Raw genomic sequence first — 23,503 nt, 5'->3', positions numbered from 1 at the left:
GACGCGGTGGCCCAGCAGTTCCAGGAGCTTGCGATCCGCTTCGTCGGCGTGGACGGCACGGGCGTGGCAGTGCGGGTGGATGAGCACGTCAGCGGGCTTGTCCGGACGGGGGAGCCGTTGCACTGCACCTGAAGTGAGCAGATGCTCGGCGGGGGAGCGGGCCAGCCCCGCTAGGCGGGCTGCGCGCGGATCGTCGTGGAGGAGTTTGGGCGACTCGTCACGGAACGCGGCGAGGCAGCTCGGCTCGGGGACGACGATCGGGATGTCGGCGGTGATGTAGGGATCGAGAATGTCGAGTAGATGTCGCAGTGTTCTGCGAGCGAGGCGCAGCATTCCGGCGTCGTAGAGCGGGCGGGCGCAGCACGCCCAGCTGTCGGGGACGATGACGTTTTGGCCGGCTGATTCCAGGATCGACTTCCAGGCGAGGCCGAGCTCAGGTCGGTAGGCGTCGGTGAAGGTGTCGGGCCAGAGGACGACGGTTTGGGCGGATGGTTTGGCTGGGACGGATGTGGGGGGATCGGTGGCGGCGCGGGGGGAACGGCGAAGCGGCGTGTGGGCGAAGATCGGGGCCGGGCGGTTCGTGGTGACGCCGGCGAGGCGTTTGAGCAGAGGGCTGATGCCTGGGGCGGTGAGCGCGGCGTTCGCGAGGCGAGGCGTCCGTGTGGCGAATCGGGCGAGCCAGGGGATCATTCCGAGCGCGTACATCTCGCGGGGGCGCAGTCGGCGGCGGTAGTGGTGCGCGAGGAACTCGGCCTTGTAGGCGGCCATGTCCACATGCGTCGGGCAGTCGACCGCGCAGCCCTTGCACGCGAGGCAGAGGTCGAGCGCGTCCCGGACGTCCTCGTTGCGCCAGGTGGCGGGTGTGACTTCGCCTTGGAAGAGTTCGACGAGGAGTTTGGCACGACCACGGGTGGAATGGCGTTCGTCGCGCGTGGCCCGATACGACGGGCACATCACGCCGGTGTCGTCGCGGCGGCAGCGGCCCACGCCGACGCAGCGTTCTGCGGCGCGCTGGAGCGAGCCCGCGTCGTCGTCGAAGGGGAGGAAGGCGGGGATGAGGGGCGTGGCGGGGTGTGTGCGGTAGGCGGGGCCGTAGCGGAGGTGCGCGTCGAGAGGGTATGGATCGACGACCTTGCCGGGGTTCATTCGCCCGCGCGGATCGAACACCGCCTTGACCTGGCGGAACGCATCGACGAGTGCGGGGCCGTACATCCGTTCCAGCAGCTCGCCGCGTGCCTGGCCGTCGCCGTGCTCGCCGGAGAGCGAACCGCCGAGCGAGACCACGAGGTCCGCGGCCCGCTCGACGTATGCGCGGTAGGCGCGCAGGCCGTCGGGCGTGTGGAGGTCGAAGTTGTTGCGCGTGTGTACGCAGCCCTGGCCGAAGTGTCCGTACCAGGCGCCGTCGTACCCGAACTCGGCCCAGAGTTTGGTGAGTTCTCGCAGGTATGTTCCGAGCTTCTCCGGGGCGACGGCGGCGTCCTCCCAGCCCTCGGAGTTGTGGCGACCGTCGGACCGCAGCGCGGTGGCACCGAGCCCTGATTCGCGGATGGACCAGGCGTCGCGCTGCCGGGCGGGGGAATCGAGGCGGTTGTAGGCGGCGGCTGGGGGGAGCGCCGCGAGGAATCGCTGTGTCAGCGCGTCGGCTGCGGCTGGGGTGTCGGCGCCGATCTCGGCCAGGAGCCAGCTGCCGGAGTGCCGGTCGAGCGCATCGTCGAGCCCTGGCAGCAGCGGCAGATGCGCGGTGTTGAGGTCGCGCTCGCGCATCTGGCGAACGAGGGTGACGTCGAAGCCCTCTAGTCCGAGCAGACCCTCGCAGGATTCGTCGGCCGGGGGCAGGGCACGCAGGAGCTGGGGCACGGCGTCGGCGGCCTCGAACACGCTCGCGTAGCCAAGCACGACCAGGCGGCGGTGCGCGGGGCTGGGGATGAGGCGTACGACTGCCTCAGTTACTAGGGCGCAGGTGGATTCGGTGCCGACGAGGAGGCGGGCGGCATGGAGCGGACGGTCGGGGAGTAACTGGTCGAGGTTGAACCCTGAGACGCGGCGCGGGATGTCCGGGAAGCGTGCGCGGATCTCGTCGGCGTTGCGGCGGCCGATCTCGCGCAATGAGCCGAGGATGGCTGCTTCTGGGGCGTTGGCCCGTACGAGCGCGGCATAGTCGGCGTCCGAGTATTCGCCGAACTCGTATACGTCCCCGGCGTAGGTGGCGACGCGGAGGCGCTCGACGTTGTCAACGGTCTTGCCCGCGTAGAGCGCGTGTGTGCCGCAGGAGTTGTTGCCGATCATCCCGCCGAGCGTGCACCAGGCGTGGGTCGCCGGGTCGGCGCCGAAGGTCAGCCCGTGGCGTTCGGCAGCGCGGCGCAGATCGTCCAGGACGACGCCAGGCTGCACACGTGCGGTGCGTGCGATCGGGTCGATTTCGAGGATTTGCGTCATGTGGCGGGAGAAGTCGAAGACGACGGCCTCGTTGCAGCCTTGCCCGGCGAGCGATGTTCCGCCGCCCCGGCCGAGGACGGGAACGTCGTGGTCGCTGCATATGTGTAGCGCTGCTAGTACGTCCGGTTCGTCGCGGGGGAACACGACGCCGATGGGAACCTGGCGGTAGTTCGACGAGTCGGTGGAGTACGCGGCGCGGGTGCCGGATCCGAACTCGATATCGCCCCGCATGGCTGCGCGCAGCGCTGATTCCAAGGGCGTGGGTTCGGTCATCGGCGTTCGTTCAGCCGTTCCGCACAGCCCAGAGCGCTGCCTGCGTGCGGTCGGACACCCCGAGCTTCATCAGGACATTGGAGACGTGCGTCTTGACCGTCTTCTCCGACAGCGTCAGCGCTCTGGCGATCTCCCGATTCGACAGGCCGCGCGCGATCAGCTCGAGCACCTCGCGCTCGCGCGCGGTCAGCTGCGGCTGGATTGCGGAACCGGCCGCGTCGGCCGGGCCGGGGCGCAGCAGCTCCGCGGCGATCTCCGGGCCGAGCAGCACGTGTCCGGCGGCGACCGCGCGGATCGCCGCCGCCAGCGCCGACGGCTCGACCTCCTTCGAGACGTAGCCGCGCGCGCCGGCCCGGATCGCGCGCACGACCGTGCGAGTCTCCCCGAAGCTGGTCACGACAAGCACTTTTGACGTGGTTCCGGCCTCGGCCATCAGCTCGAGTGCCGCAACGCCGTCGGTGCCGGGCATCACCAGGTCGAGGAGGACTACGTCTGGGCCCAGTCGCGCGGCGAGGAGAGCTGCTTGTTCGCCGTCCGCGGCTTCGCCGACCACTGCGATGTCGGGCTGGAGCTCCAGGAACGCGCGAAGCCCTTGCCGCACCACGGGATGGTCGTCGGCGATCAGCACACTGATCTTTCCGGTGACCGGGCGGGCGCCGGTGGCGGGCGTCTCGGCGTCTTCGCGGGCGTGGTCAGGCAGGACGGGCACCGGGCACCTCCAAGCGCACGGTAGTCCCGCGCCCTCGGGACGACTCGACCCGCACCCGGCCGCCGACCGAGTCCGCGCGCTCGCGCATCGACTGGAGGCCCAGCCCGCGTCGCGCCGTGTCGTCGCAGGGGTCGAAGCCGACGCCGTCGTCCGCCACGGTCAGCACCACGCCGCGCCGCCCCAGCGGTGCCAGCTTCAGCTCGATCCGGCCGGCTTCGGCGTGTCTCAGGGCATTGTGCAGGGCTTCTTGGGCGACCCGCAGCACCACCTGGGCGTGCGCGGGTGGCAGGGCCGTGATCGGGGTGTCCGAGAACACCACGCGCGGGCCGCCGTGCGACTGGTGCGCCCGGTCGATCACGTCCACCTGTTTGCGCACCGTCTGCGCCAGCCCGTCCTCGTCCAGGTCGGCGGGGAGCAGCTCGCCGACCGCGACGCGCAGTTCGTCCGCTGCCTCCCGGGCCAGCGCGGACACCTGGCCGAGGTGCGCGCGGGCGCGTTCCGGGTCCGTCTCGAGCAGCCCGGCGGCCGCGTCCGCGGTCAGCCGCAGCGCGAAGAGCTTCTGGGCGACCGCGTCGTGCAGTTCACGGGCCAGGCGGGTGCGCTCGGCCACGATCGTGAGCTCGCGTTCGCTCTCGTAGAGGCGGGCGTGCGTCAGCGCGATCGCGGCGTGCGCGGCCAGTACGTCGATCAGCTCCTCGTCCTCGGCGGTGAACCCGACGCCTTCCGAACCCGGAGTACCGGTGTTGCCGAGGAACAGTGCCCCGATGATCTCGTCGCGGTCCCGGATCGGCACGCCGAGAAAGGCGGTCAGGTGCGGATGGGCCTTGGGCCACCAGCGGAAGCGCGGATCGGAGGTGATGTCGTCGAGCCGCTGCGGGTGGGGATCGTTCAGCATCACCGACAGCATGCCGTGCTGCCGGGGCAGCGGTCCGATCTCCTTCCACTGCCGGTCGCTGACGCCCTCGACCAGGAAGCGGGCGAACGACCCGGCCCCGTCCGGCACCCCCAGCGCCGCGTATTCGGCCCCGACCAGTTCGCGCGCGGTCCGCACGATGGTGCGCAGCGCGTCGCCGGTGTCCAGGTGGCGGCTGATGTCGAGCACCGCCTGGCTCAGCCCGTGCAGCGCCGCCAGCGCGCTGGTCCGGTCTGCGGTGGTGGACACGCTCCCACCGTAGCGCGCGGGCCGCGCGGCCGGATCGGGCGCTGGTCCGCCCGAGGGCCTAGGACCTGCGGATGAGGACTTTCCGGTCGCCGGACCGATCCGCGCGGGCCGGTCCGGCGGGAGAGTCGAGTCATGACGAATAAGGGAGAACAAGACCAGACGCATCGCGAGCAGACGCTTCTCGAGCAGACGCCGTTTGAGAGGGCCGAGAAGAAGCGTGCCAGGGTCCGCTCGGGCGCTACGGAATCCGACACCCGGCCGGTTGCGGTCGTCACCGGTGCCTCGCGCGGGCTCGGCCTGGAGCTGGCCCGCGCGCTGGCCCTCGACGGCTGGAACCTGGTGATCACCGCGCGCGGCTCCGCCGACCTGGACCGGGCCGCCGCCGAACTCGGCCGGATCACGGCGGTCGCCGCCCTGGCCGGGTCCGTCGTGGACGACGACCACCGGGCCGAACTCGCGCACGCTGCATCGGAGCTGGGCGGCGCGGACCTGCTGGTCAACAACGCTTCGACGCTCACCGGCTTCGAGCTCAACGGTGCCGCCATGCCCGCGCTCGCGGACTTCCCGCTGCCCGGCCTGCTGGAGACCTTCGAGGTCAACATCCTCGGCCCGGTCGCGCTGACCCAGCTGCTCCTCCCGCAGCTGCGCCTGAAGCACGGCGCGGTCATCAACGTGTCCTCCGACGCCGCGGTCGAGGCTTACGCAGGCTGGGGCGGGTACGGCGCGAGCAAGGCGGCGCTCGACCACGCCTCGGCGATCCTCGCGCTCGAGGAACCCGACGTACGCGTGTGGGCGGTGGATCCCGGCGACATGCGCACGCGGATGCACGAGGAGGCCGCGCCGGGCGAGGACATCTCCGACCTGCCGCTGCCCGAAGCTGTCGTGCCTGCGTTCCGCGCGCTGCTGCGCGACTGGCCTCAGTCGGGCCGCTATGTCGCCTCCGACCTGCTGGAAGCGGCCGCCCCGACGGTGGGTGCGCGATGACGCTGATGCTTGAAACCGGATTCGGGTTCACCGTGCCGGACGAACTGTCCGCGCCCGCCCCGGCCGAAGCGCGCGGCTTGGCCCGCGACCAGGTCCGGATGCTCGTGGGCAGACGCTCCGACTACGCCTCCGAGGAGAGACGCATCGAGCATCGGGTCGCCGCCGACCTGCCCGACGTGCTGCGGCCCGGGGACCTCCTGGTGGTCAACAACTCCGCCACCGTCCCGGCAGCGCTCACGGGGGTGCTGCCGGATGGTTCGCCGGTCGTCCTGCACGTCTCGTCGGCTGTGCCGAGTGCGGGCGGGGAGCACCTGGTCGAGCTGCGCAGACCGCACCGCGGGTCCTCGCTGCCGTTCGCGGAGACCGGCGAACCGGGGACGTCGCCGGCCCGCGCAGATCTGCTGATCTCACTGCCGGGCGCCGCGGCGGCGATTCTGACGGCGCGGTTCACCAGTCGCCTCTGGTACGCGCGGTTCCGGCTGCCGGGCGGCGAGTCGGTGCTCGACTACCTCGGGCGGCACGGCAGGCCGATCCGCTACTCCTATGTGGACCGCGACTGGCCGCTGTCGGCGTATCAGACGGTGTTCGCCACCGAGCCCGGCAGCAGCGAGATGCCGAGCGCGGCCCGGCCGTTCACGGTGGAACTGGTGGCCCGGTTGGTCGCGCGCGGGGTGCTGTTCGCGCCGATCACGCTGCACACCGGTGTCGCGTCACCCGAGGCGCACGAGGCCCCATACGCTGAGCGGTTCCGCGTTCCAGCGGAGACAGCCCGGCTCGTCGACCACGTGCGGGACGCCGGCGGCCGGGTGATCGCGGTCGGCACGACCGTGGTGCGGGCGCTGGAATCGGCAGCAGGCCGGGACGGGCGGATGCGCGCGGCCGACGGGTGGACCGATCTGGTGATCACCCCGGAGCGGGGAGTGCGGGTGGTGGACGGCCTGCTCACCGGCTGGCACGAGCCGCGCGCCTCGCATCTGCTCATGCTCGAGGCGGTGGCCGGACGTCCGCTGCTCGACCTGTGCTACGCCGAGGCGATCCGCGAGCGCTACTTGTGGCACGAGTTCGGCGACGTCAACCTGCTTTTGCCGTGAGCCGCACCGTGAGCTCGACCGGCTTCAGTTCGAGCCGGTCGAGGCGGTCGCCAATCCGATGATGATGCTGATGAAGACGACGCCGTAGCCGACCGCGAGCCAGGTGGAGCGGTGGCGGCGCACGGTCACCGCCCCGATCGCGGTCGCGGCGGCGACCAGCGGGGAGACGAACACCGGCAGCGCGAACGCGTACCAGGCCCCGTTCGCCGAGCACAGCGCGGAACCGTTCGGGGAGCAGCCGGAGGCGGTGGACAGGACTCCGGCGGCGAAGCACAGGACCGCTCCGGCCACCGCGATGAGGGGCAGCAGCAGCGCAGCGCAGCCGATGCCGCCGGTCAGTCCGGCGGCCGGGGCGCCTGGCTTGCCTTTCGGGCGCGCCGCCGATTCGGCGGGAACGGCGTCAGGACCGGTGGGGGCGTCCGCGTCGGGGACGGTTTCCGAATCGGCCGCGGAAACGGGATCGGGGGTGGAATCGGATTCAGATTCGGAAGAGGTGCTCGATTCCTGCTCGGTATTCGATTCCGGTCGAGTTTCCGCGGCTGGCTCAGGGTTTGCTTCTGATGCGTTGTCCGCTTCAGAGGCGGCGTTCGATTCGGACGCCGTGTCAAGGTCAAGGTCCGGCGGCGTATTCGCGGCGGGTGCGGACGCGGATTCACCCGAATGCTGTGCATCCGCGGGCATACCGGGCTCTGGCGCCGGGTCCGACCGTGCCGGGTCGGACTCCGGCGCCGGCGTCGATTCCGCGGCCGGGCCGGATCTCATCTCGCGTTCCCCTCCCTGACTGACGGGCGGCCATTGTATGCGTCGCACCTCAGTTCGGGGAGGGCAGCCCTCCGCTGCTCAGTACTCCGGATGTGGCAGACACGCGACAGAGTGCTGTATCAGGGGATACCCCCGTTGCGCCCGGGGCGCCGCGCGGAGAGTATCCACCCATGACCTCACAACAGACCGTGCCTGAGCTGGTAGACGACTACATAACATGGTATTTCCGAACCTATCCGTCTTCTGCCCAGGCGCTCGGTGCCGAGGGATTCGACGGGGACATCGGGGACTTTACCGCCGACGCGTTCCGGCGGCGGGAGCGCGAGACCGCCGAATGGCTCGACCGTTTCGAGACGCAGGCCCCGGCCGACGCGCTGGATGACGAGATCGACCGGCGGCTCGCGGTGGCGCAGCTGCGCGGGCAGAAAGCGCTGGACGAGGAGTGGCTGCCGTGGCGGCGCGATCCCAGCGTGTATCTGTCCACCACCTTCTACAGCCTGCTGCTGCCGTACATCCACCAGCTGCACGACGAGCCCGCGCTGGTCGAGGACACGGTCGCCAAGCTGGCCCAGGTGCCCGCGATCCTCGCCGCCTGCCGGGAGAACCTCGACCCCGACCTGGTCGCGCCGCTGATCGCGGGGCGCGGGCTGGGCCAGGCGCGCACCGGGCGCGAGTTCGTCACCGCGTCGCTGCCCGCGCTGGTGTCCAGCGAGCGCGCCCGCGCCCGGATCGCCGAGGCCGCCGAGGCCGCGGCGGTCGCGTTCGACGAGCTGACCGAGTTCCTGGGCGCGTTCGAGCAGCGCGCCGCCGGGGATTGGCGCATGGGGGAGAAGCTGTATTCGATGCTGCTGCGGGAGCGCGAGCTGCTCGGCTACGGCGCCGAGGAGCTGCACGAGCGGGGCGAGGCCGCCTACGCCGCGCTCGACGCCGAGATGCGCCGGCTCGCCCGCGGGATCACCGGCGATTCGGAGGACTGGCACGCGGTGATGGCGAGTCTGCAGACCGACTATCCGCCGACCCTGGCCGCGATGCGGGAGGAGTACGAGGCGGAGACGGAGCGGGCCCGCCGGTTCACCCGCGAGCACGGGCTGGTGAGCTTCGCGGAGGGGGAGGAGTGCCGCGTCGTGCCATCGCCCGAGTTCCAGCGCCCGATCCTGTCGGTCGCCTCCTACATGCAGCCGCCGGCCCTGACCTCGTCCCGGATCGGCCACTTCTTCGTCCCGTACACCCCGGCCGGGTTCACCGAGGAGCAGATCAGGCAGCGGCTGGCGACCAATTCGCGGGCACAGATGCCGACGATCTCGGTGCACGAGGCGTACCCGGGCCACCACTGGCACCTGTCCTGGTCGGCCGGCTCCACGCACACGCTGCGCAAGCTCCACCGCACGTCGTACTTCAGCGAGGGCTGGGCGCTTTACGTGGAGACGATGATGCGCCAGCACGGCTATTTCGCCGATCCGCGCCACGAGATCGCGCACGTCGAGGCCCGCGTCTTCCGGGCGGCGCGGATCATCGTGGACACGGCGCTGCACACCGGCGGGATGAGCGTCGAGGAGGCGGAGGCGTTCATGACCGAGAAGGCCGCGCTCTCGGCCGGCACGGCGAAGGGCGAGGTCTCCCGGTACTGCGCCTGGCCGACGCAGGCCCCCTCGTACCTGACCGGCTGCCTGGAGATCGAGCGCATCCGGGAGGGCTACCTGGGCCGTGGCCTGGGCACCCTGCGCGAGTTCCACGACACGATCGCAGGGTCGGGATCCCTCCCGCTGGGGCTGGCGCGCGCCGCGGCGCTGGGAGCGCTCCCCGACGCGCAGTGAGCCTCAGCCGGACACGGGTGACCGGAAATCATGTGCGGGTGAGTACTGCGATCCGTGTGCATCAGAGGCATGATGAGTGATGTGCGGCCTCTGATTGGACTGACGGCGTACCGGACGCACGCCGCCTGGGGTGTGTGGCACACCCCGGCGGCGCTCCTCCCGCACGCCTACGTGGACCATGTCACGGCCGCCGGGGGCGTGCCGGTGCTGCTGCCGATCGGCGCTGACGACGCCGCGACGGCGGTGATCTCCCGGCTGGACGGCCTGATCCTCTGCGGCGGCCCGGACATCGAGCCGGTGCGGTACGGCGCGGCCCCCGACCCGTTCGCCGAGCGCTCGCAGGCGGACCGGGACACCTGGGAGACTGCGCTGTTCACCGCGGCGCTCCAGTCCGACCTGCCCGTCCTCGGCATCTGCCGGGGGCTCCAGCTGATCAACGTGTGCCTCGGCGGCACTCTCCACCAGCACCTTCCCGACCTGGCCGGCGGTGAGCGGCACCGCCCGGCGCCGGGGGTCTACGGGACGGTGCGGGTGCGGCTGGACACCGACAAGCTGCCGGGCTCGCTGCTCGGCGCGGGGGTCGACGTGCCGTGCCACCACCACCAGGCGCTCGACCGGCTCGGCCACGGGCTGGTGGCCAGCGGCTGGGCGGCCGACGGGACGGTCGAGGCGGCGTGGGTACCCGAACGGCGGTTCCTGGTCGGGGTGCAGTGGCACCCCGAGGTGCGCGACGATCCGGCGCTTTTCGCGGCACTGATCAAGGCGACCAGCTGACCGCCGCGACGCATTTTCATTGGGAATAAGAGAACTTTTCTCCGCAAAGATAGAATTGCCGAACGGGCGTACCGTGGCAATATTGTCGCGATTTTTATCGAGATAAGCCGGAACGGTAGCCTGCGCTCGGGCGCGGGTGCGAATGGCCCCGAAATCCGGCCGCTGGCGGGCTGTTCACCTCGGCGTCAGCGCAGTGCCACGTGTGGGAAGTCGCCCGGTGTTACCCTGGGAAGGTTCGGCTCCACTGGCACTATTGCGGCAGATATCGAGGTAAGGCGATGCTGATTCGGGAAATCAAGTTGGAGGGCGCGTTCAATGTGCGCGACCTGGGCGGACTCGCCACCGATGACGGCAGAAGCCTGACCCCCGGGCTGCTCTACCGCGGCGACGCGCTGCGCTCGCTCACCGACGAGGACAAGCGCACCCTCACCGAGGACCTCGGTATCAGGACCATCATCGATCTGCGCACCGTCGAGGAGGCCGGCGGCGACGGCCTGGAAGACGCGCGGATCTTCCCGCGGTTGACCGTCTTCAATTTCTCCATCGTGCCGGAGGGCCGGATCGGCCGGGAGCCCTTCCCGTCGAACGACCCGGAGAAGCTGGCGGAGCGCTACCTGGAAAACCTCGAGGAGGGGCTGACCGCGATCCGGGACGCGCTGATGCAGATTTCTGCGTCGGTCGCACACGGCAATCCGGTCTTGTTCCACTGCCAGGCGGGCCGCGACCGCACCGGGCTGCTGTCCGGCCTGCTGCTGAAATCCGTCGGCGTGTCGGACGACGAGATCATCGCCGATTACGTGGCCAGCAACCGGAATGCCGCCGACGTGACCAAGCGCCTGCTGGAGAATCCGCTCTACGCCAACGGCGACGACAAGCCGGACGAGGCGCCCGTGCTGCTGCGCGCGGAGACGATGAAGATCTTCCTGGGCCTGATCGAGTCGCACTACGGCGGCATCAAGCGCTGGGCCGAGGCGGCCGGGATTCCGGACGAGGTCCTGGCGACCTTGCGCGAGACGCTCGTATCAGCGGGCTGAGCGCGCGCCGGTGAGCACGGCCGCGGCCTCGTCGGTGCTGTCCACCAGGTGGATCGTGGTGGCCATCGGGCGCGAGTAGGACATCGCCGTCATCAGCGGCCACACCGGGAACTTCCTGGTCCAGTGGTCCGCGCCGACCAGGATCAGCCGCCGGGTCGCCGCGCCGATCGGGGTGTAGTACAGCGGCGCGGCCGCCTCGAAGATGTCGCGCACCGTGCCCGCCGCGCCGGGCAGGAAGAGCAGGTCGAAGGCGGAGCCGCTGAGGAACCAGTCGTCCCGGGCGGCCCGGCCCAGGAACTTGGCGATGCCCGAGGCGAAGGCGTTCGGCGGCTGATGCCCGTGCGACCAGGTCGGCACCGCCAGCGACTCGCCGGAGCCGGCGGACGGGTACGCTCCCCGCACGGCGAACGCGGCGCGGACCCACGCCGTCACGTCCCGCGCGTCGCGTGCGCTCTCCAGGACCGCGAGCGCCTCATCGAGGGCTGAGTCGGAGTGCGGCGCGAGATAGGCGCCCAGGTTCGCCGCCTCCATCGCCCCCGGGCCGCCGCTGGTGGCCACCGTGAAGCCGGCCCGCGCGAGGATCCGGCCGAGCCGGGCCGCCTCGCGGAACGAGTAGGAGTCGCGGGACAGCGCGTGGCCGCCGATCATGCCGACGACGCGCTTACCCGCCACGTACTTGCCGAGCGCGTCGGTCACCGAGGAGTCGTGCATCCCGCGCAGGACATCGTCGAGCACGTTCTCACGTTCCAGCGGACCCTGATGCCACGCGTGGGCGAGCGCATCAGGGGTCTGTTCGTAAGGCTTCTGATCGATGCCGTCGTAGAGCTCTTGCGGCGTGTACAGCGACCCGCGGTACGGATCGAACGGAAGGTGCGGCGCCTGAGGAAACACCAGCGCGCCGCGCTGGCGCAGGTCCCCGGTGACCGATTCGCTGAGGCCACAGCCCAGGAAGACCGCATCGCTGACGTCAGCCGACCGAAGCTCCCAGCCCCGCTCCGCCAAGTCCACCGCCTGGATCCGACACCGCGTCAGATCCCGGGGACGGGCGTGCAGGTGAGCGTCGAAGGCCGCCAGCGACTCGATTTCCATCAGACTCCTACTCTGGGGGATCCGGCGGCCGGAGAGAAGCCCAGCGTCACGCGGGGGCGCCTTCACGCCGCGAAATCCTAGTGCTCCGGGACGCGGACCGGGGAGCCGATACCCGGAATTGAGCACGGCGGCGCCACGGTCCGCCCGGGGTGAGGTCTTGACATCCGCACTGGTCTAGTCCAATCTGCCTCTCGCGCCCGAAGACGCTCGCACGTCAAGCGCGCACGCCGGGCGGCGGCGCACCACCGGCGGATCTGAGGCACCGCTCTTCGACGAGGCCCCGGCCACATCGAAGAGCCTGCCTACACCACGTTCCGCCCTGGAAAGGATCCGCGCCGCCATGCTCACCAAACGCGCCCGCGCCACGATCGCCGGCGCCGCCACCGGGGCCGTCGCCCTCACCGCCGCCGCGCTGCTGGCCACCAGCGCCAGCGCCGCGAACAACAACCTGCTGACGAACCCGGGCTTCGAGGCCGGTTCGACCGCCGGATGGAGCTGCGACGCGGGGACCGCGACGGTCACCACGTCCCCGGTCCACTCCGGCAGCTACGCCCTGGCCGCTACGCCGACCGGTGCGCTGACCGCCCAGTGCACCCAGACCGTATCGGTCCAGCCGAACAGCGCCTACACCTTGTCAGGGTACGTCGACGGCCCGTACGTCTACATCGGCGCCACCGGCTACAGCTCGACCTGGACCAGCTCGACCAGCTACAGCCAGCTGACGACCTCGTTCACGACCGGTGCCTCGACCACGTCGGTACAGATCTACGTGCACGGCTGGTACGGCCAGGGCGCGTACTACGCCGACGACTTCTCCCTGACCGGTCCGGGCGGCTCGAGCTCTCCGTCGCCGACCACCGGCTCCCCCTCACCCACCCACAGCCCCAGCGCCAGCCCGAGCCCGTCGGCCAGCGCCTCCGCGTCGGCCTCGCCGTCCGCGTCGCCGAGTTCCAGCTCGACCGGCTCCGGCGGCGGCACGGGCCTGCCCAAGCACGTGCTCGCCGGCTACTGGCAGAACTTCACCAACAACGCCAAGCCGCTGACCCTGGCCGCCGTGCCCAAGGGCTACAACCTGGTCGACGTGGCGTTCGCGAACGCCGACTCGGCCAACGACGGCGGCGTGACCTTCGCGGTCGACTCGGGCCTGTCCAGCGCGCTCGGCGGCTACAGCGACGCCCAGTTCAAGGCGGACATCGCGACCCTGCACTCGCGTGGCCAGAAGGTCGTCCTGTCGGTCGGCGGCCAGGACGGCACCATCTCGGTCGCCAGTTCCTCGGCCGCGACCGCCTTCGCCAACAGCGTCCACTCCATCATGACCTCGTACGGGTTCGACGGCGTGGACATCGACCTGGAGAACGGCGTCACGCCGACGTACATGGCGCAGGCGCTGAACTCGCTGCACTCGATGGTCGGCTCGAGCCTCATCATCACCCTGGCGCCGCAGACCATTGACATGTACCAGACCACGTCGGACTACTTCGCGCTGGCGCTGGACATCAAGTCGATCCTGACCATCTCCTACACCCAGTACTACAACTCCGGCACGATGAACGGCTGCGACGGCAACGTCTACGCCGAGGGCACCGAGAACTTCGCCACCGCCCAGGCATGCTTCCAGTTGCAGAACGGCCTGAGCCCCGCGCAGGTCGGCCTCGGCTTCCCGGCGAGCAGCTCGGCGGCGGGCGACGGCGGTTACCTCTCACCGAGCACCGTCAACGCCGCCCTGGACTGCCTGGACTCGCGCACCAACTGCGGCTCGTTCGTCCCGCCGACCTCGTGGCCCGGCCTCGCCGGCGCGATGGCCTGGTCGATCAACTGGGACGCGTCGAACGGCTACTCGTTCGTGAACACCGTCGGCCCGCACGTTGCCGCGATGCCGTAGCGCGCCGCGCGTAACGCACACCGGCCGCCTGACGCCTGACGCCTCTCCTCGAGGCCGGGCGGCCGGTCACGTTCCGGTAACCGAACGGTCACGTAAACAGGGTCTTGTAAACGCCGTATCCTGGCGGGAGGCTACCGAACCATGGCACGTACATACCTCTCGACGCTCTCACCCCGCCGCCGTTGGGGAATCGCCGGGTCCGCCGCCGGGGCGGTCGTGCTGCTGACGGTCGGCCTCGGCAACCCGTGGACGGCCGCGTCCGTCGCCCGCCTCGCCACCCAGCCCGGCTTCGACCGCGTTCCGCTGCTGGCGCACGCGTTGAGCGTGTTCCACTGGTCGCTCACCCCGAGCTCCTACGGGGCGCCGGCGGACCACTCGGCCGGATACTGGGCATCAGGGCTCGTACTCGACCTGGGCTGGCCGCTGCTGGTGCTCGTGGTCGCGCGGATGCTGGCCGGGGGCCTGGCGATGCGCCGGGCGCAGCTGTCGCTGGTGCTCGGAGTGTGGAGCGCGGCGACGCTGACCGCGGCGCTGATCGGCCTGGCCGCCGGGCTGATCGACCACACTCTGGCGGACGGCATGCGCGCCCTCTCCCTGCCGCTCGCCCCCAAGACACGCACCGGTGACGTCATCACGCTCCAGGCGGCCACGATGGCGCTGCTCGGCGCCGCGCTCGGCTGGCTGCCGGGAATCGTCGCGGCGGTCGGCTACGCGGTCAAACGCCCGGTCCCCGGTGCCGCGACGTCGGTGTCGGGGGAGGAGCCGACGAAGACGCTCGACCTGGCCGGGCTGGAGAAGGTGCGCAGCGCGCGGCGGCGCGGCACCGACCTCACGCTTCCGGACCCGGGCGGCTCGAACTTCTTCGTCGCCGAGTAGCGGACCGGCCCGCTCAGATCGCCTTGCCGGGGTTGAGGATGCCGAGCGGGTCCAGCGCGCGCTTGATCGCCAGGTGCGCCGCCAGCGACTCGGCCCCCAGCTCCGCGCCGAGCCAGTGCCGCTTGAGCGTGCCGACGCCGTGCTCGCCGGTCAGGGTCCCGCCGAGGGCGAGCGCCGCGCGGAACACCTCGTCCGCCGCCGCCCATACCTCCGCCGGAATCTCGGGCAGTTCCCGGTCGAAGACGAAGACCGGGTGCAGGTTGCCGTCCCCGGCGTGCGCGACCGTCGGGACCGGCAGACCGTGGCGCGCCGCGATCTCGGCGACCGAGTCGAACATCTCCGGCAGCTTCGAGCGCGGGACGCAGACGTCTTCGATGAGGCACGAGCCCAGCCGGGAGATCGCGTTGAACGCGGCGCGGCGCACGGCCAGCAGCTGCGCCGCCTCCTCCTCATCCTCGGACACCGCCACCAGCGCCGCCCCTGCTGCGTGGCAGCAGCGGGCCATCTCGTCGGCGGCGTCCTTCGCGTCCGCGCCGTCCGCCTGGCACAGCAGCATCGCGGCGGTGCCCGCTTCGAGGCCGATGTTGCGCCACCGGTCGAGCGCCTCGAGGGTGGCCCGGTCCATCAGCTCCAGCAGGCTCGGGCCGGCGCCGCTGCGCACGATCGCCCAGACGGCCTCGGCCGCCCGCCGCACCGTGGGGAACTCGGCCGCGACCGTCACCGGGGGCTTGCGCGGCGCGGGCCGCAGCCGCAGCGTCGCCTCGGTGACCACGCCGAGCGTCCCCTCCGAGCCGATCATCAGCGCGGTCAGGTCGTAGCCCACCACGCCCTTGAGCGTGCGCCGCCCGGTGCGCAGCACGGAGCCGTCGGCGAGCACCGCCTCGAGCCCGAGCACCGACTCGCGCGTCACCCCGTACTTCACGCAGCGCAGCCCGCCCGCGTTGGTGGCGATGTTGCCGCCGATCGTGCAGGTCTCGTAGCTGGACGGGTCGGGGGCGTACATCAGGCCGTGCTCGCGCGCCGCCCGGTCGAGGTCGGCGTTGAGCACCCCGGGCTCGACGACCGCGATCTCGTCCTCGGGATTCAGCTCCCTGATCGCCGTCATCCGGGCCAGCGAGACCACCAGGCAGCCGTCCACCGGCGCGGTTCCGCCGACGATCCCGGTCCCGCCGCCGCGCGGGATGACGGCCACCTTGTTCGCCGACGCCCACCGCAGCGCCGCGACCACGTCCTCCCGCTCATGCGCGACGACGACCGCGAGCGGCCGGCCGGGGGTGACGTACGAGTGCTCGTCGTGGCAGTAGGCCGCGACCTGGTCGGGGTCGGTGACCAGCCGGCCGGGCGGCAGTGCGCTGAGGAGATCGTCGGTGATCACGCCTTGTGGTCTATTAGCCGGGACGCGGTGTGTCAATTAGACGTTTCGGTGCCCGTCCCGACCGGGGCCGCGTGAACCGGCCGCGCCCTCGGGTTGCGGCGCTGGTAGCCCAACAGGGTGTACGCGAGCGTGACGTATCGCTCGACCAGCGCTTCCATCGGGACCTCGCCGTCCGGGCGGTACCACTGGGCCACCGCGTTGCAGGCGGCGATGATCATCCGGCGGGCGTCGTCCGGGTAGGGGGTGGTGAAGATCCCGGCCGCGATGCCATCGTCGATCGCCGCCTTGAAAAGCCCGGTGGCCTGCCGCTCCCGCTCCCGGTACGCGCTGCGGGCGCGCTCTGGCAGGGCTCTAGCCTCGTTGATGAGAATCAGGCTCGCCACCGACCGCTCAGCGCGGTAGCGGGCGGTGGCACCCACCACGGCGGCCAGCCGGCGCGCCGGATCCCGGCCCGCCTCCGCCAGTGCCTCCTCGCACATGCCGAAGTAGGCGTCCATCCCCTCGTGGAGGATCGCCTCGAGCAGCGCCTGCTTGCCCGGGTAATAGTGGTACAGAGCGGACAGGCTCACCCCCGCCCTGGCCGCGATGTCCCGGATCGAGGTGGCGGCGTAGCCCCGGTCGGCGAACTCCGCCGAGGCGGCGTCGAGCAGGGCCTGATGCCCGGCGGGGCGACGGGTGGCGCTCACGGCTGGCTCCTCGGCTGGGTTCGTCGCAGCGGCCTGGACAGGTCTCGCTACCCGCGAGTAGCTTAACGTTCGTTCACTCGTCTCGCAGGAAGGGCGTACCCGTGCTCCGCAACCTCTACAACGAGGACCACGAGGCGTTCCGGTCGGTGATCCGGGACTTCATCGAATCCGAAGTCGTCCCGGTCCACGACAAGTGGGAGAAGCAGGGACACGTCGACCGCGACTTCTACCTCAAGCTCGGCGAGCTGGGGGTGCTCGGGATCAACGTCCCCGAGGAGTACGGCGGCGCCGGCGAGCACAGCTACAGGTTCACCTCGGTCATCTCGGAGGAGATTGCACGCGCCGGGGTGTCCTTCGGTGCCTGGGGCATCCACGAGAACCTCGTGCGCCCCTACCTGCTCGCCTTCGCCAGCGAGGAGCAGAAGAAGCGCTGGATGCCCAAGTTCGTCACCGGCGAGATGATGGGCGCCCTGGCGATGACCGAGCCCGGCACCGGCTCGGACCTGGCGGGTGTCGCGACCACCGCGAAGCTGTCCGCCGACGGCACCCACTACGTGCTGAACGGTGCGAAGACCTTCATCTCCGGCGGCGTGCTGGCCGACCGGGTCCTGGTGGTGGCGCGCACCGCGCCGCCCTCGCCCGAGAACCGTCGTTCGGGTCTGTCGATCCTGTTCGTGGACACCAAGTCGCCGGGCTACTCGATCGGCAAGAAGCTGGACAAGATCGGCCTGAAGACCTCGGACACCGCCGAACTGGCGTTCCAGGACGTGAAGGTGCCGGTCGAGGACCTGCTGGGCGAGGAGGGCCAGGGCTTCAAGTACCTGACCCACAACCTGGTGGAGGAGCGGCTGGCGATCGTGGTGGGCTCGACCGCGCAGGCCGGCGCCGCGATCCGGTTCGCGATCGACTACGTCAAGGAGCGCAAGGCCTTCGGCCAGCCGGTCTCCTCGTTCCAGAACACCAAGTTCGTGCTCGCCGACTGCGAGGCGGAGTACCAGGCCGCGCAGGCGATGACCGACCGCGCGATCGAGCTGTTCGACGAGGACAAGCTCAGCCCGGCCGACGCCGCCGCGTGCAAGCTGTTCACCACAGAGGCGGCCAGCCGGATCATCGACAAGTGCCTCCAGCTGCACGGCGGATACGGCTACATCAACGAGTACCCGATCGCCCGCCTGTACACCGACGTCCGGGTCTCCCGCCTGTACGGCGGCACCTCGGAGATCATGCGCACGATCATCGCCAAGAGCCTGGGGCTGTAGCGCCCACGACCCGCCAAAGCCGCGAGCCGAGTGGACCGGCATCAGGAGGCTGCGCACGGCTCCAGGGGCGCGGCCTGGAGTGCTTTAGGGGCTCAGCGCTCCAGCAGCAACAAGCCGTACGCCGCGATCGTGGCCAGATCCGCGATGCTCCCGTCGCGCAGCATCGCCTCGACCTCGTCCCGCGGGAACCACTTGGCCACCAGGTCGTCCTCCTCCAGGTCAGGCTCGGCGGCATCCGGGTCAGGGCTCAAGCCTGTGGCCAGGAAGACCGTGCACGGCTGGCTGGACATCCCGTAGGCGTGGAAGAAGCGGCCGAGCCGGGTGACCTCCTGCGCGCGCAGCCCGGTCTCCTGCGCCAACTCGTGCCGGGCCACCCGCTCCGGGTCGTCGGCCGCGCGGTCGGGCAGCGTGCCCTGCGGGAACTCCCAGTACCGGCCGCCGACGGTGTACCGGTACTGCTGCACCAGCCAGAAGCCGTCCTCCTGCTGCGGCACGATCAACGCCGACTCCGGCTTGTCCACCACTCCGTAGATGCCCGGCGAACCATTGGCACGCACGATCGCGTCCTCGCGCACCGTCATCCACGCGTTCTGATAGACCACCCGGCTTGAGGTGCGTTCGATCACGCGCCAAGAATAGCGGGGGCGCAATTTAGCGGGTTCGGGTAGCGTGCCCGCCGTGACCACACCCGAGTATCCCTTCGACCGTCCGGGCACCGACGCTGCCGGGCGGCCGACCGGCCCCTCCCGGGTACAGCAGATCGGCACCGCGGGTGTGCTCGGCGCGCTGGCCGGCGCGGCGCTGGCGGGCCACCGCGGGCGCTGGGCCGCCGCCGTGGGCGCGCTGGCCGGGGCCGTCGGGCTCGGCGCGATGGAGGCGGTGGCCAGGGCCAGGCAGCGGCCCGGCCAGATCCCGGCGTGGTGGGCGCGCGTGGCGACCAGCGGCGCGATGGCCGCACCGGTCGGCTGGGCGGCGGGCCGCGCCACCAAGGCCGGCCCGGTCGTGGTGGGCACCGTGGCGGGAGCCGTCGCCGGAGGGCTCGGCCTGCGCCCGCAGAAGGTTGCGCTGGGGCCGGTGCTCGGCGCCGCGGTCGGACGCGGCCTTGCCCTGCGGCCGAGTGTCGCTACACCCGCGATCGTCGCCGCCTCGACCGTCGTGACGTTCCGCTCCGTCTCCGCGATGTTGTTCCGCGACCCCCAGGTCAGCCTTTTGGCCGAACGCGTGACCGCACGCGACCTGCCGTTCGTGGTGCCGCTCGAGGCCCGGACCCGCTACGTCGGCACCGGGTACGTGCGCGACCTGGCGAAGGTGCTGGGCGGGCTCTACATCCCGGACGCCGAGGACGTCGGCATCGTCGCGTCCCTCGACGAGCTGGAGGGGCCGGACTTCGACCCGGCCAAGGCCGATCCGCTGGTGCGCGAGTTCTACGAGCACACCACCCGCTTCTCCCTCGACATCGTGCCGGAATGGCGCACCTGGGTACGCCCCGGCTACCTGCTGTACCGCTCACTGCTGGCCCGTCCGCTCGGACAGGCGAGCGTGCCGATGAACCAGCGGGAGGCGCTGCGCGGGATCCACAGCCGCATCGACACGATCGTGCCCCCGGACGACGACGTGGTGGCGGTGCGCGGCTGGATCCGCTCCTTCGCCGACACCGACGAGCCCATCTACGTCGGCATCTACACCACGTACCGGCACGCCGGGCGCGGATACGTCAGCGTCGGCTTCCCGCTGCCGCAGGCCAGCTTCACCGCGACGCTGCTGCCGAAGGCCCGTCCGGACGGCGGCCTCGTGCTCACCAGCCGCAGCGACCTAGACCAGCCGGGCCACTACCTGACCTACATCGACTCTGAGTCGCGCGAGCTGACCAGTGCCGCGGTGCACGGGTTCGCCGAGCAGCTGGACGTGTACGCCCGGGACGGGGAACTGCGCGCGGAGCACGCGTTCTGGGTGTTCGGCCTACCATTCCTCGTCCTGCACTACCGCATTCGCCGCAAGGCGACGCCCGCTCAGTAGACGCCATCAGAGGGGCACGATGACTTCGGGGTATCCGGGACTGCTCAACTTCCGCGACGTCGGCGGCGCACCCGTGTCAGGCGGCGGACGAATACGCCGGGGCGCGCTTTACCGCTCCGCCTGCCCTGCCAAATTCCCGTCCGGCGCACTCGCGGCGCAGCAGCTCGGCCTGCGCACCGTCGTGGACCTGCGCGACGAGGCCGAATCGGCGGAGTGGCCATACCAACTCGACGACCCCGCGATCGTCCGGGTCAACGTCGCCGTGCTCGGCGACCGGCCCGTTCCGCCCGACCAGGCGGGCCTCTACGCGCACATGGCCGAACGCTGCGGCGCGGGGTTCACCGCCGCGGTGCGCGCGGTCGCCCGCGCCCTGCCCGACCCGGTCCTGGTGCACTGCGCGGTCGGCAAGGACCGCACCGGGTTCGCCGTCGCGCTGGCCCTGGCCGCCGCCGGCGTCCCGGACGAGGCGATCGTCGCGGACTACGTGCTCAGCAACGACGGCCTCGGCCTCACGGAGCCCGTCCCCGGCGCCGACGCCGACCGCGCCCCGGACGGCGCGTACCTCACCGGCAGATACGTCGATCCGGCGCTGATCTCCGGCGCGCTCGCCAGCGTCCGCGCACAGCACGGCGACGCGCCCGGCTACCTCGCCGCGCACGGCATGGCAGAGGACGAAATCGCCCGGCTCCGCGAGGAGCTTGTGGAGCTGGGTGCTCGATGCGGGCTTTAAGCTGCACTTGATCTGTTCTTCGAGGTCGGATTGCCCCGGATCGGCCGCCCGCTTCCGCCCGGCGCACTACAGTCGGTGCCGACAGGACGGATCAGGGCCCACCGATGGGGCCCACGCCTCCCAGGAGCCTGAAATGCCGGTCGTCAGCCAGCTCATCGCCGCCGTCGTCGACTGCCCCGAACCGCGCAAGCTGGCCGCGTTCTACCAGGCGCTGACCGGATGGGCGGTGACCTACGAGAACGACGACGAGGTCGTCGCGATCGGCCCGGCCCGCGGCGACAACACGCATCCGGACATCAGCTTCCAGCGGGTCGACGGCTACACCGCCCCCACCTGGCCGGGGCAGGACGTGCCGCAGCAGTTCCACCTGGACTTCTACACCGACGACGACCTCGACACGGCGGAGGCGGCCGCGCTCGTCCTGGGCGCGACGACGGCGGCGCACCAGCCCCGGCCCGACCGGTGGAGGGTCATGCTGGACCCGGTCGGCCATCCGTTCTGCCTGTGCCTGAGCCCCGAGCAGAGCTAGGAAGTCACCCGGCGTCCCGATCCGCGGGGTGCGCGAGCCGCGCATCCCCCATACTGGAGTGACGGAGAGGTCCGATGATTGGTTCGGGCCGGGTGGACGGCGGGAGCGGCGCAGTGGCGGTCACCGACGAGGCGATCGAGAAGATCAAGGGCATGATCGTGACCGGGGCGCTGCGCCCCGGTGATCGGCTGCCCAAGGAGGCGGACCTGGCCTCCGACCTGGGGCTTTCGCGCAACTCGCTGCGCGAGGCGGTCAAGGCGCTGTCGCTGATCAACATCCTCGACGTGCGGCAGGGCGACGGGACCTACGTCACCAGCCTGGAGCCGCCGCTGCTGCTCGAGGCGCTCAGCTTCATCGTCGACTTCCACCAGGACAACACGGTGCTGGAGTTCCTCGCAGTGCGCCGGATCCTGGAGCCGGCGGCGGTGGCCATGGCGTCGACTCGGATCAGCCTCGAGGAAGTGGGCAGCCTGCGCGACCTGATGGACGGGCTCGGCGAGAACCCGGACATCGACAAGCTGGTGGCCAACGACCTGGAGTTCCACCGGCGCATCTCGGCCGCGTCCGGCAACTCGGTGCTCTGCTCGCTGCTGGAGACCCTCTCCGCGCCGACCGCGCGGGCCCGGGTGTGGCGCGGCCTGACCCAGGAGGGCGCCGCGGCCCGCACCCTGGCCGAGCACCGGGCCATCCTCGACGCGCTGGCCGCCCGCGACCCCGAGGCGGCGCGCTCCTGGGCCACGGTGCACATCGCCAGCGTCGAGCAATGGCTCGCCTCGGTGCTGTGAACTCGGGCCCTGTGAACTCGGACTCTGTGAGCCCTGACCCCGTGAACGCCGGCCTCACGAACCCCGACTCCGCCGTGCCCGGCCGGCTGGTCGAGCTCAGTCACGTGATCCGGGCCGGGATGGTCACATATCCCGGGCTGCCGGGGCCGACCATCGAAGCCCACCTGACCCGCGAGGCATCCCGCGAGCACTACGCCCCCGGCACCGAATTCGAGATCGGGCGGATCAGCCTGATCGGCAACACGGGCACCTACATGGACGCGCCCTACCACCGGTTCGCCGACGGCGGTGACCTCAGCACGATCCCCTTGACGGCCACCGTGGACCTGCCCGCGATCGTCGTGCGCGTCGTGGCCGGTGCTGCGCGCGGCATCGAGCCGGCCGATCTGGCTGCATACGACGTGCGGGGTGCGGCCGTCCTGCTGCACACCGGCGACGACGTCCGCTTCGGCACTCCCGCCTATGCCGAGGAGGCGCACTTCCTGACCGAGGCGGGCGCGCAGTGGCTCGTCGAGCACGGGGCGGCGCTGGTCGGCATCGACGCGGTCAACATCGACGACGTCGGCGACACGGCGCGCCCCGCGCACACCCGCATTCTCGCGGCCGGCATCCCCCTCGTCGAGCACCTCACCGGCCTGGGCCGACTGCCGCCGTCCGGTGCCCGCTTCACCGCGGTGCCGCTGCGCATCGAAGGACTCGGCACGATCCCCGTGCGCGCCTTCGCCCGGTTGCCCGGCTAGCGCGGTGGCCGGATTGGTCCACCGGCTCATGTGTTGTTATGCGGCAGGGCGAGGTCGGCTCAGGTGTGTCCTGCCCACCGCAGGCCCTTCTCGTTGCGTGCGCGTGGGAGTTGGTGGCGTTGAGCGGCCTGCGTGTCTGCGCTATCAGTTTCCTGAGTTGTCCGTGTCAGGTGGACATCGTGTGGTGCGGGGTGGTGGTGTAGGTGTGTCCGGTGGGTGCGGTCCAGGTGAGGCGCCCCTCGGTGTCGTGGTGTGCGGTCCATTGTGTGTGGGTTTTGAGTTGGTGGTGGTGGCGGCTCAGGGGGTGCAGGTTGTCGGGGGTGGTGGGTCCGCCTTGGGTGTAGGGGACGGTGTGGTCCAGGAAGCTCCTATAGATGTCAAGCGGCCTGTGGGAGCGGTCTGTTTTGGGTTGTCGGGCTGGTCAGGTGCTTGTAGACCTCGCGGGCGATGAAGCGTTTGAGGCACCGTAGGACGTCCTTTTTGGACATTCCTTCGGC

Annotated in this window: 21 protein-coding genes and 1 pseudogene; 13 read left to right on the top strand and 9 right to left on the bottom strand. The window is 71.0% G+C overall.

Going from position 1 to position 23,503, the window contains the following annotated elements; translation table 11 throughout:
• From VGZ32_RS00325 to VGZ32_RS00315, 3 genes are all read right to left on the bottom strand, one after another.
• On the bottom strand, positions 1-2,709 hold a 2,709-nt coding region (locus VGZ32_RS00325), incomplete at its 3' end, for an FAD-binding and (Fe-S)-binding domain-containing protein (protein WP_326883691.1).
• Between the two features lie 10 nt (positions 2,710-2,719).
• Positions 2,720-3,409 (bottom strand): response regulator, encoded by a 690-nt coding sequence (locus tag VGZ32_RS00320; protein ID WP_414642431.1) that lies wholly within the window; start codon positions 3,407-3,409, stop codon positions 2,720-2,722.
• The gene (locus VGZ32_RS00315; RefSeq protein WP_326883689.1) at positions 3,402-4,580 is read right to left on the bottom strand and encodes a GAF domain-containing sensor histidine kinase; all 1,179 of its coding nucleotides are present in this window, start codon (positions 4,578-4,580) and stop codon (positions 3,402-3,404) included. The genes VGZ32_RS00320 and VGZ32_RS00315 overlap by 8 nt, the downstream gene beginning before the upstream one ends.
• Before the next feature lie 132 nt (positions 4,581-4,712).
• Here VGZ32_RS00315 and VGZ32_RS00310 point away from each other — a divergent pair, with 132 nt between their 5' ends.
• Both VGZ32_RS00310 and VGZ32_RS00305 read left to right on the top strand, forming a co-directional pair.
• On the top strand, positions 4,713-5,564 hold the full coding sequence (locus VGZ32_RS00310; RefSeq protein WP_326883688.1) for an SDR family oxidoreductase: 852 nt from the start codon (positions 4,713-4,715) through the stop codon (positions 5,562-5,564).
• Entirely contained in the window at positions 5,561-6,655 is a 1,095-nt protein-coding gene (locus tag VGZ32_RS00305; RefSeq protein ID WP_326883687.1) for an S-adenosylmethionine:tRNA ribosyltransferase-isomerase, read from the top strand. Before VGZ32_RS00310 ends, VGZ32_RS00305 begins: the two co-directional genes overlap by 4 nt.
• Positions 6,656-6,679: 24 nt before the next feature.
• On the opposite strand, the gene VGZ32_RS00300 is transcribed toward VGZ32_RS00305, so the two are convergent.
• Positions 6,680-7,336 carry a hypothetical protein gene (locus VGZ32_RS00300; RefSeq protein WP_326883686.1) on the bottom strand — a complete coding sequence of 219 codons (657 nt, stop codon included), beginning with the start codon at positions 7,334-7,336 and terminating at the stop codon, positions 6,680-6,682.
• A gap of 251 nt (positions 7,337-7,587) precedes the next feature.
• On the opposite strand from VGZ32_RS00300, the gene VGZ32_RS00295 reads away from it, so the two are divergent.
• The 3 genes from VGZ32_RS00295 to VGZ32_RS00285 all read left to right on the top strand — a co-directional run bounded on the left by VGZ32_RS00295 (position 7,588) and on the right by VGZ32_RS00285 (position 11,039).
• The gene (locus VGZ32_RS00295; protein ID WP_326883685.1) at positions 7,588-9,231 is read left to right on the top strand and encodes a DUF885 domain-containing protein; all 1,644 of its coding nucleotides are present in this window, start codon (positions 7,588-7,590) and stop codon (positions 9,229-9,231) included.
• Between the two features lie 72 nt (positions 9,232-9,303).
• Entirely contained in the window at positions 9,304-10,005 is a 702-nt protein-coding gene (locus VGZ32_RS00290) for a gamma-glutamyl-gamma-aminobutyrate hydrolase family protein (RefSeq protein ID WP_326883692.1), read from the top strand.
• Between the two features lie 278 nt (positions 10,006-10,283).
• Positions 10,284-11,039 carry a tyrosine-protein phosphatase gene (locus VGZ32_RS00285; protein ID WP_326883684.1) on the top strand — a complete coding sequence of 252 codons (756 nt, stop codon included), beginning with the start codon at positions 10,284-10,286 and terminating at the stop codon, positions 11,037-11,039.
• On the opposite strand, the gene VGZ32_RS00280 is transcribed toward VGZ32_RS00285, so the two are convergent.
• A complete protein-coding gene (locus VGZ32_RS00280) occupies positions 11,028-12,128 on the bottom strand; it encodes a hypothetical protein (protein ID WP_326883683.1) in 1,101 nt (366 codons plus the stop codon). The genes VGZ32_RS00285 and VGZ32_RS00280 overlap by 12 nt on opposite strands.
• 340 nt (positions 12,129-12,468) lie before the next feature.
• On the opposite strand from VGZ32_RS00280, the gene VGZ32_RS00275 reads away from it, so the two are divergent.
• Together VGZ32_RS00275 and VGZ32_RS00270 are read left to right on the top strand one after the other, a co-directional pair.
• Entirely contained in the window at positions 12,469-14,010 is a 1,542-nt protein-coding gene (locus tag VGZ32_RS00275) for a glycosyl hydrolase family 18 protein (protein WP_326883682.1), read from the top strand.
• Between the two features lie 141 nt (positions 14,011-14,151).
• Complete coding sequence (locus tag VGZ32_RS00270; protein ID WP_326883681.1) at positions 14,152-14,886, top strand: hypothetical protein; 735 nt, start codon at positions 14,152-14,154, stop codon at positions 14,884-14,886.
• Positions 14,887-14,899: 13 nt separating this feature from the next.
• On the opposite strand, the gene VGZ32_RS00265 is transcribed toward VGZ32_RS00270, so the two are convergent.
• The gene (locus VGZ32_RS00265; RefSeq protein ID WP_326883680.1) at positions 14,900-16,261 is read right to left on the bottom strand and encodes an FAD-binding oxidoreductase; all 1,362 of its coding nucleotides are present in this window, start codon (positions 16,259-16,261) and stop codon (positions 14,900-14,902) included.
• A 32-nt stretch (positions 16,262-16,293) separates the two neighbouring features.
• Positions 16,294-16,947, bottom strand: a complete 654-nt coding sequence (locus VGZ32_RS00260) for a TetR/AcrR family transcriptional regulator (protein WP_326883679.1) — start codon at positions 16,945-16,947, stop codon at positions 16,294-16,296.
• A 101-nt stretch (positions 16,948-17,048) separates the two neighbouring features.
• On the opposite strand from VGZ32_RS00260, the gene VGZ32_RS00255 reads away from it, so the two are divergent.
• The gene (locus VGZ32_RS00255) at positions 17,049-18,206 is read left to right on the top strand and encodes an acyl-CoA dehydrogenase family protein (RefSeq protein WP_326883678.1); all 1,158 of its coding nucleotides are present in this window, start codon (positions 17,049-17,051) and stop codon (positions 18,204-18,206) included.
• Between the two features lie 92 nt (positions 18,207-18,298).
• On the opposite strand, the gene VGZ32_RS00250 is transcribed toward VGZ32_RS00255, so the two are convergent.
• Entirely contained in the window at positions 18,299-18,832 is a 534-nt protein-coding gene (locus VGZ32_RS00250; RefSeq protein ID WP_326883677.1) for an NUDIX hydrolase, read from the bottom strand.
• 133 nt (positions 18,833-18,965) lie between these two features.
• On the opposite strand from VGZ32_RS00250, the gene VGZ32_RS00245 reads away from it, so the two are divergent.
• The 5 genes from VGZ32_RS00245 to VGZ32_RS00225 all read left to right on the top strand — a co-directional run bounded on the left by VGZ32_RS00245 (position 18,966) and on the right by VGZ32_RS00225 (position 23,006).
• The gene (locus VGZ32_RS00245) at positions 18,966-20,222 is read left to right on the top strand and encodes a hypothetical protein (RefSeq protein ID WP_414642430.1); all 1,257 of its coding nucleotides are present in this window, start codon (positions 18,966-18,968) and stop codon (positions 20,220-20,222) included.
• 19 nt (positions 20,223-20,241) lie between these two features.
• A complete protein-coding gene (locus VGZ32_RS00240; RefSeq protein ID WP_326883675.1) occupies positions 20,242-20,952 on the top strand; it encodes a tyrosine-protein phosphatase in 711 nt (236 codons plus the stop codon).
• Positions 20,953-21,085: 133 nt separating this feature from the next.
• Positions 21,086-21,481 (top strand): VOC family protein, encoded by a 396-nt coding sequence (locus tag VGZ32_RS00235; protein ID WP_326883674.1) that lies wholly within the window; start codon positions 21,086-21,088, stop codon positions 21,479-21,481.
• Positions 21,482-21,594: 113 nt separating this feature from the next.
• A complete protein-coding gene (locus tag VGZ32_RS00230) occupies positions 21,595-22,266 on the top strand; it encodes a FadR/GntR family transcriptional regulator (RefSeq protein WP_349263427.1) in 672 nt (223 codons plus the stop codon).
• A gap of 11 nt (positions 22,267-22,277) precedes the next feature.
• Positions 22,278-23,006, top strand: coding sequence for a cyclase family protein (locus VGZ32_RS00225; protein ID WP_414642429.1), 729 nt, complete (start codon positions 22,278-22,280; stop codon positions 23,004-23,006).
• Between the two features lie 377 nt (positions 23,007-23,383).
• Here VGZ32_RS00225 and VGZ32_RS29160 read toward each other — a convergent pair.
• Positions 23,384-23,503: pseudogene (locus VGZ32_RS29160) on the bottom strand (IS110 family transposase); the annotation flags it as partial.

Origin of the sequence: Actinocrinis sp. (assembly GCF_035938995.1) — a bacterium.
In the GTDB taxonomy this organism is placed as follows: Bacteria; Actinomycetota; Actinomycetes; order Streptomycetales; family Catenulisporaceae; genus DASZGI01.
The sequence above is the reverse complement of the archived record's forward strand: the minus strand, read 5'-3'. Positions and strand labels throughout refer to the sequence as shown.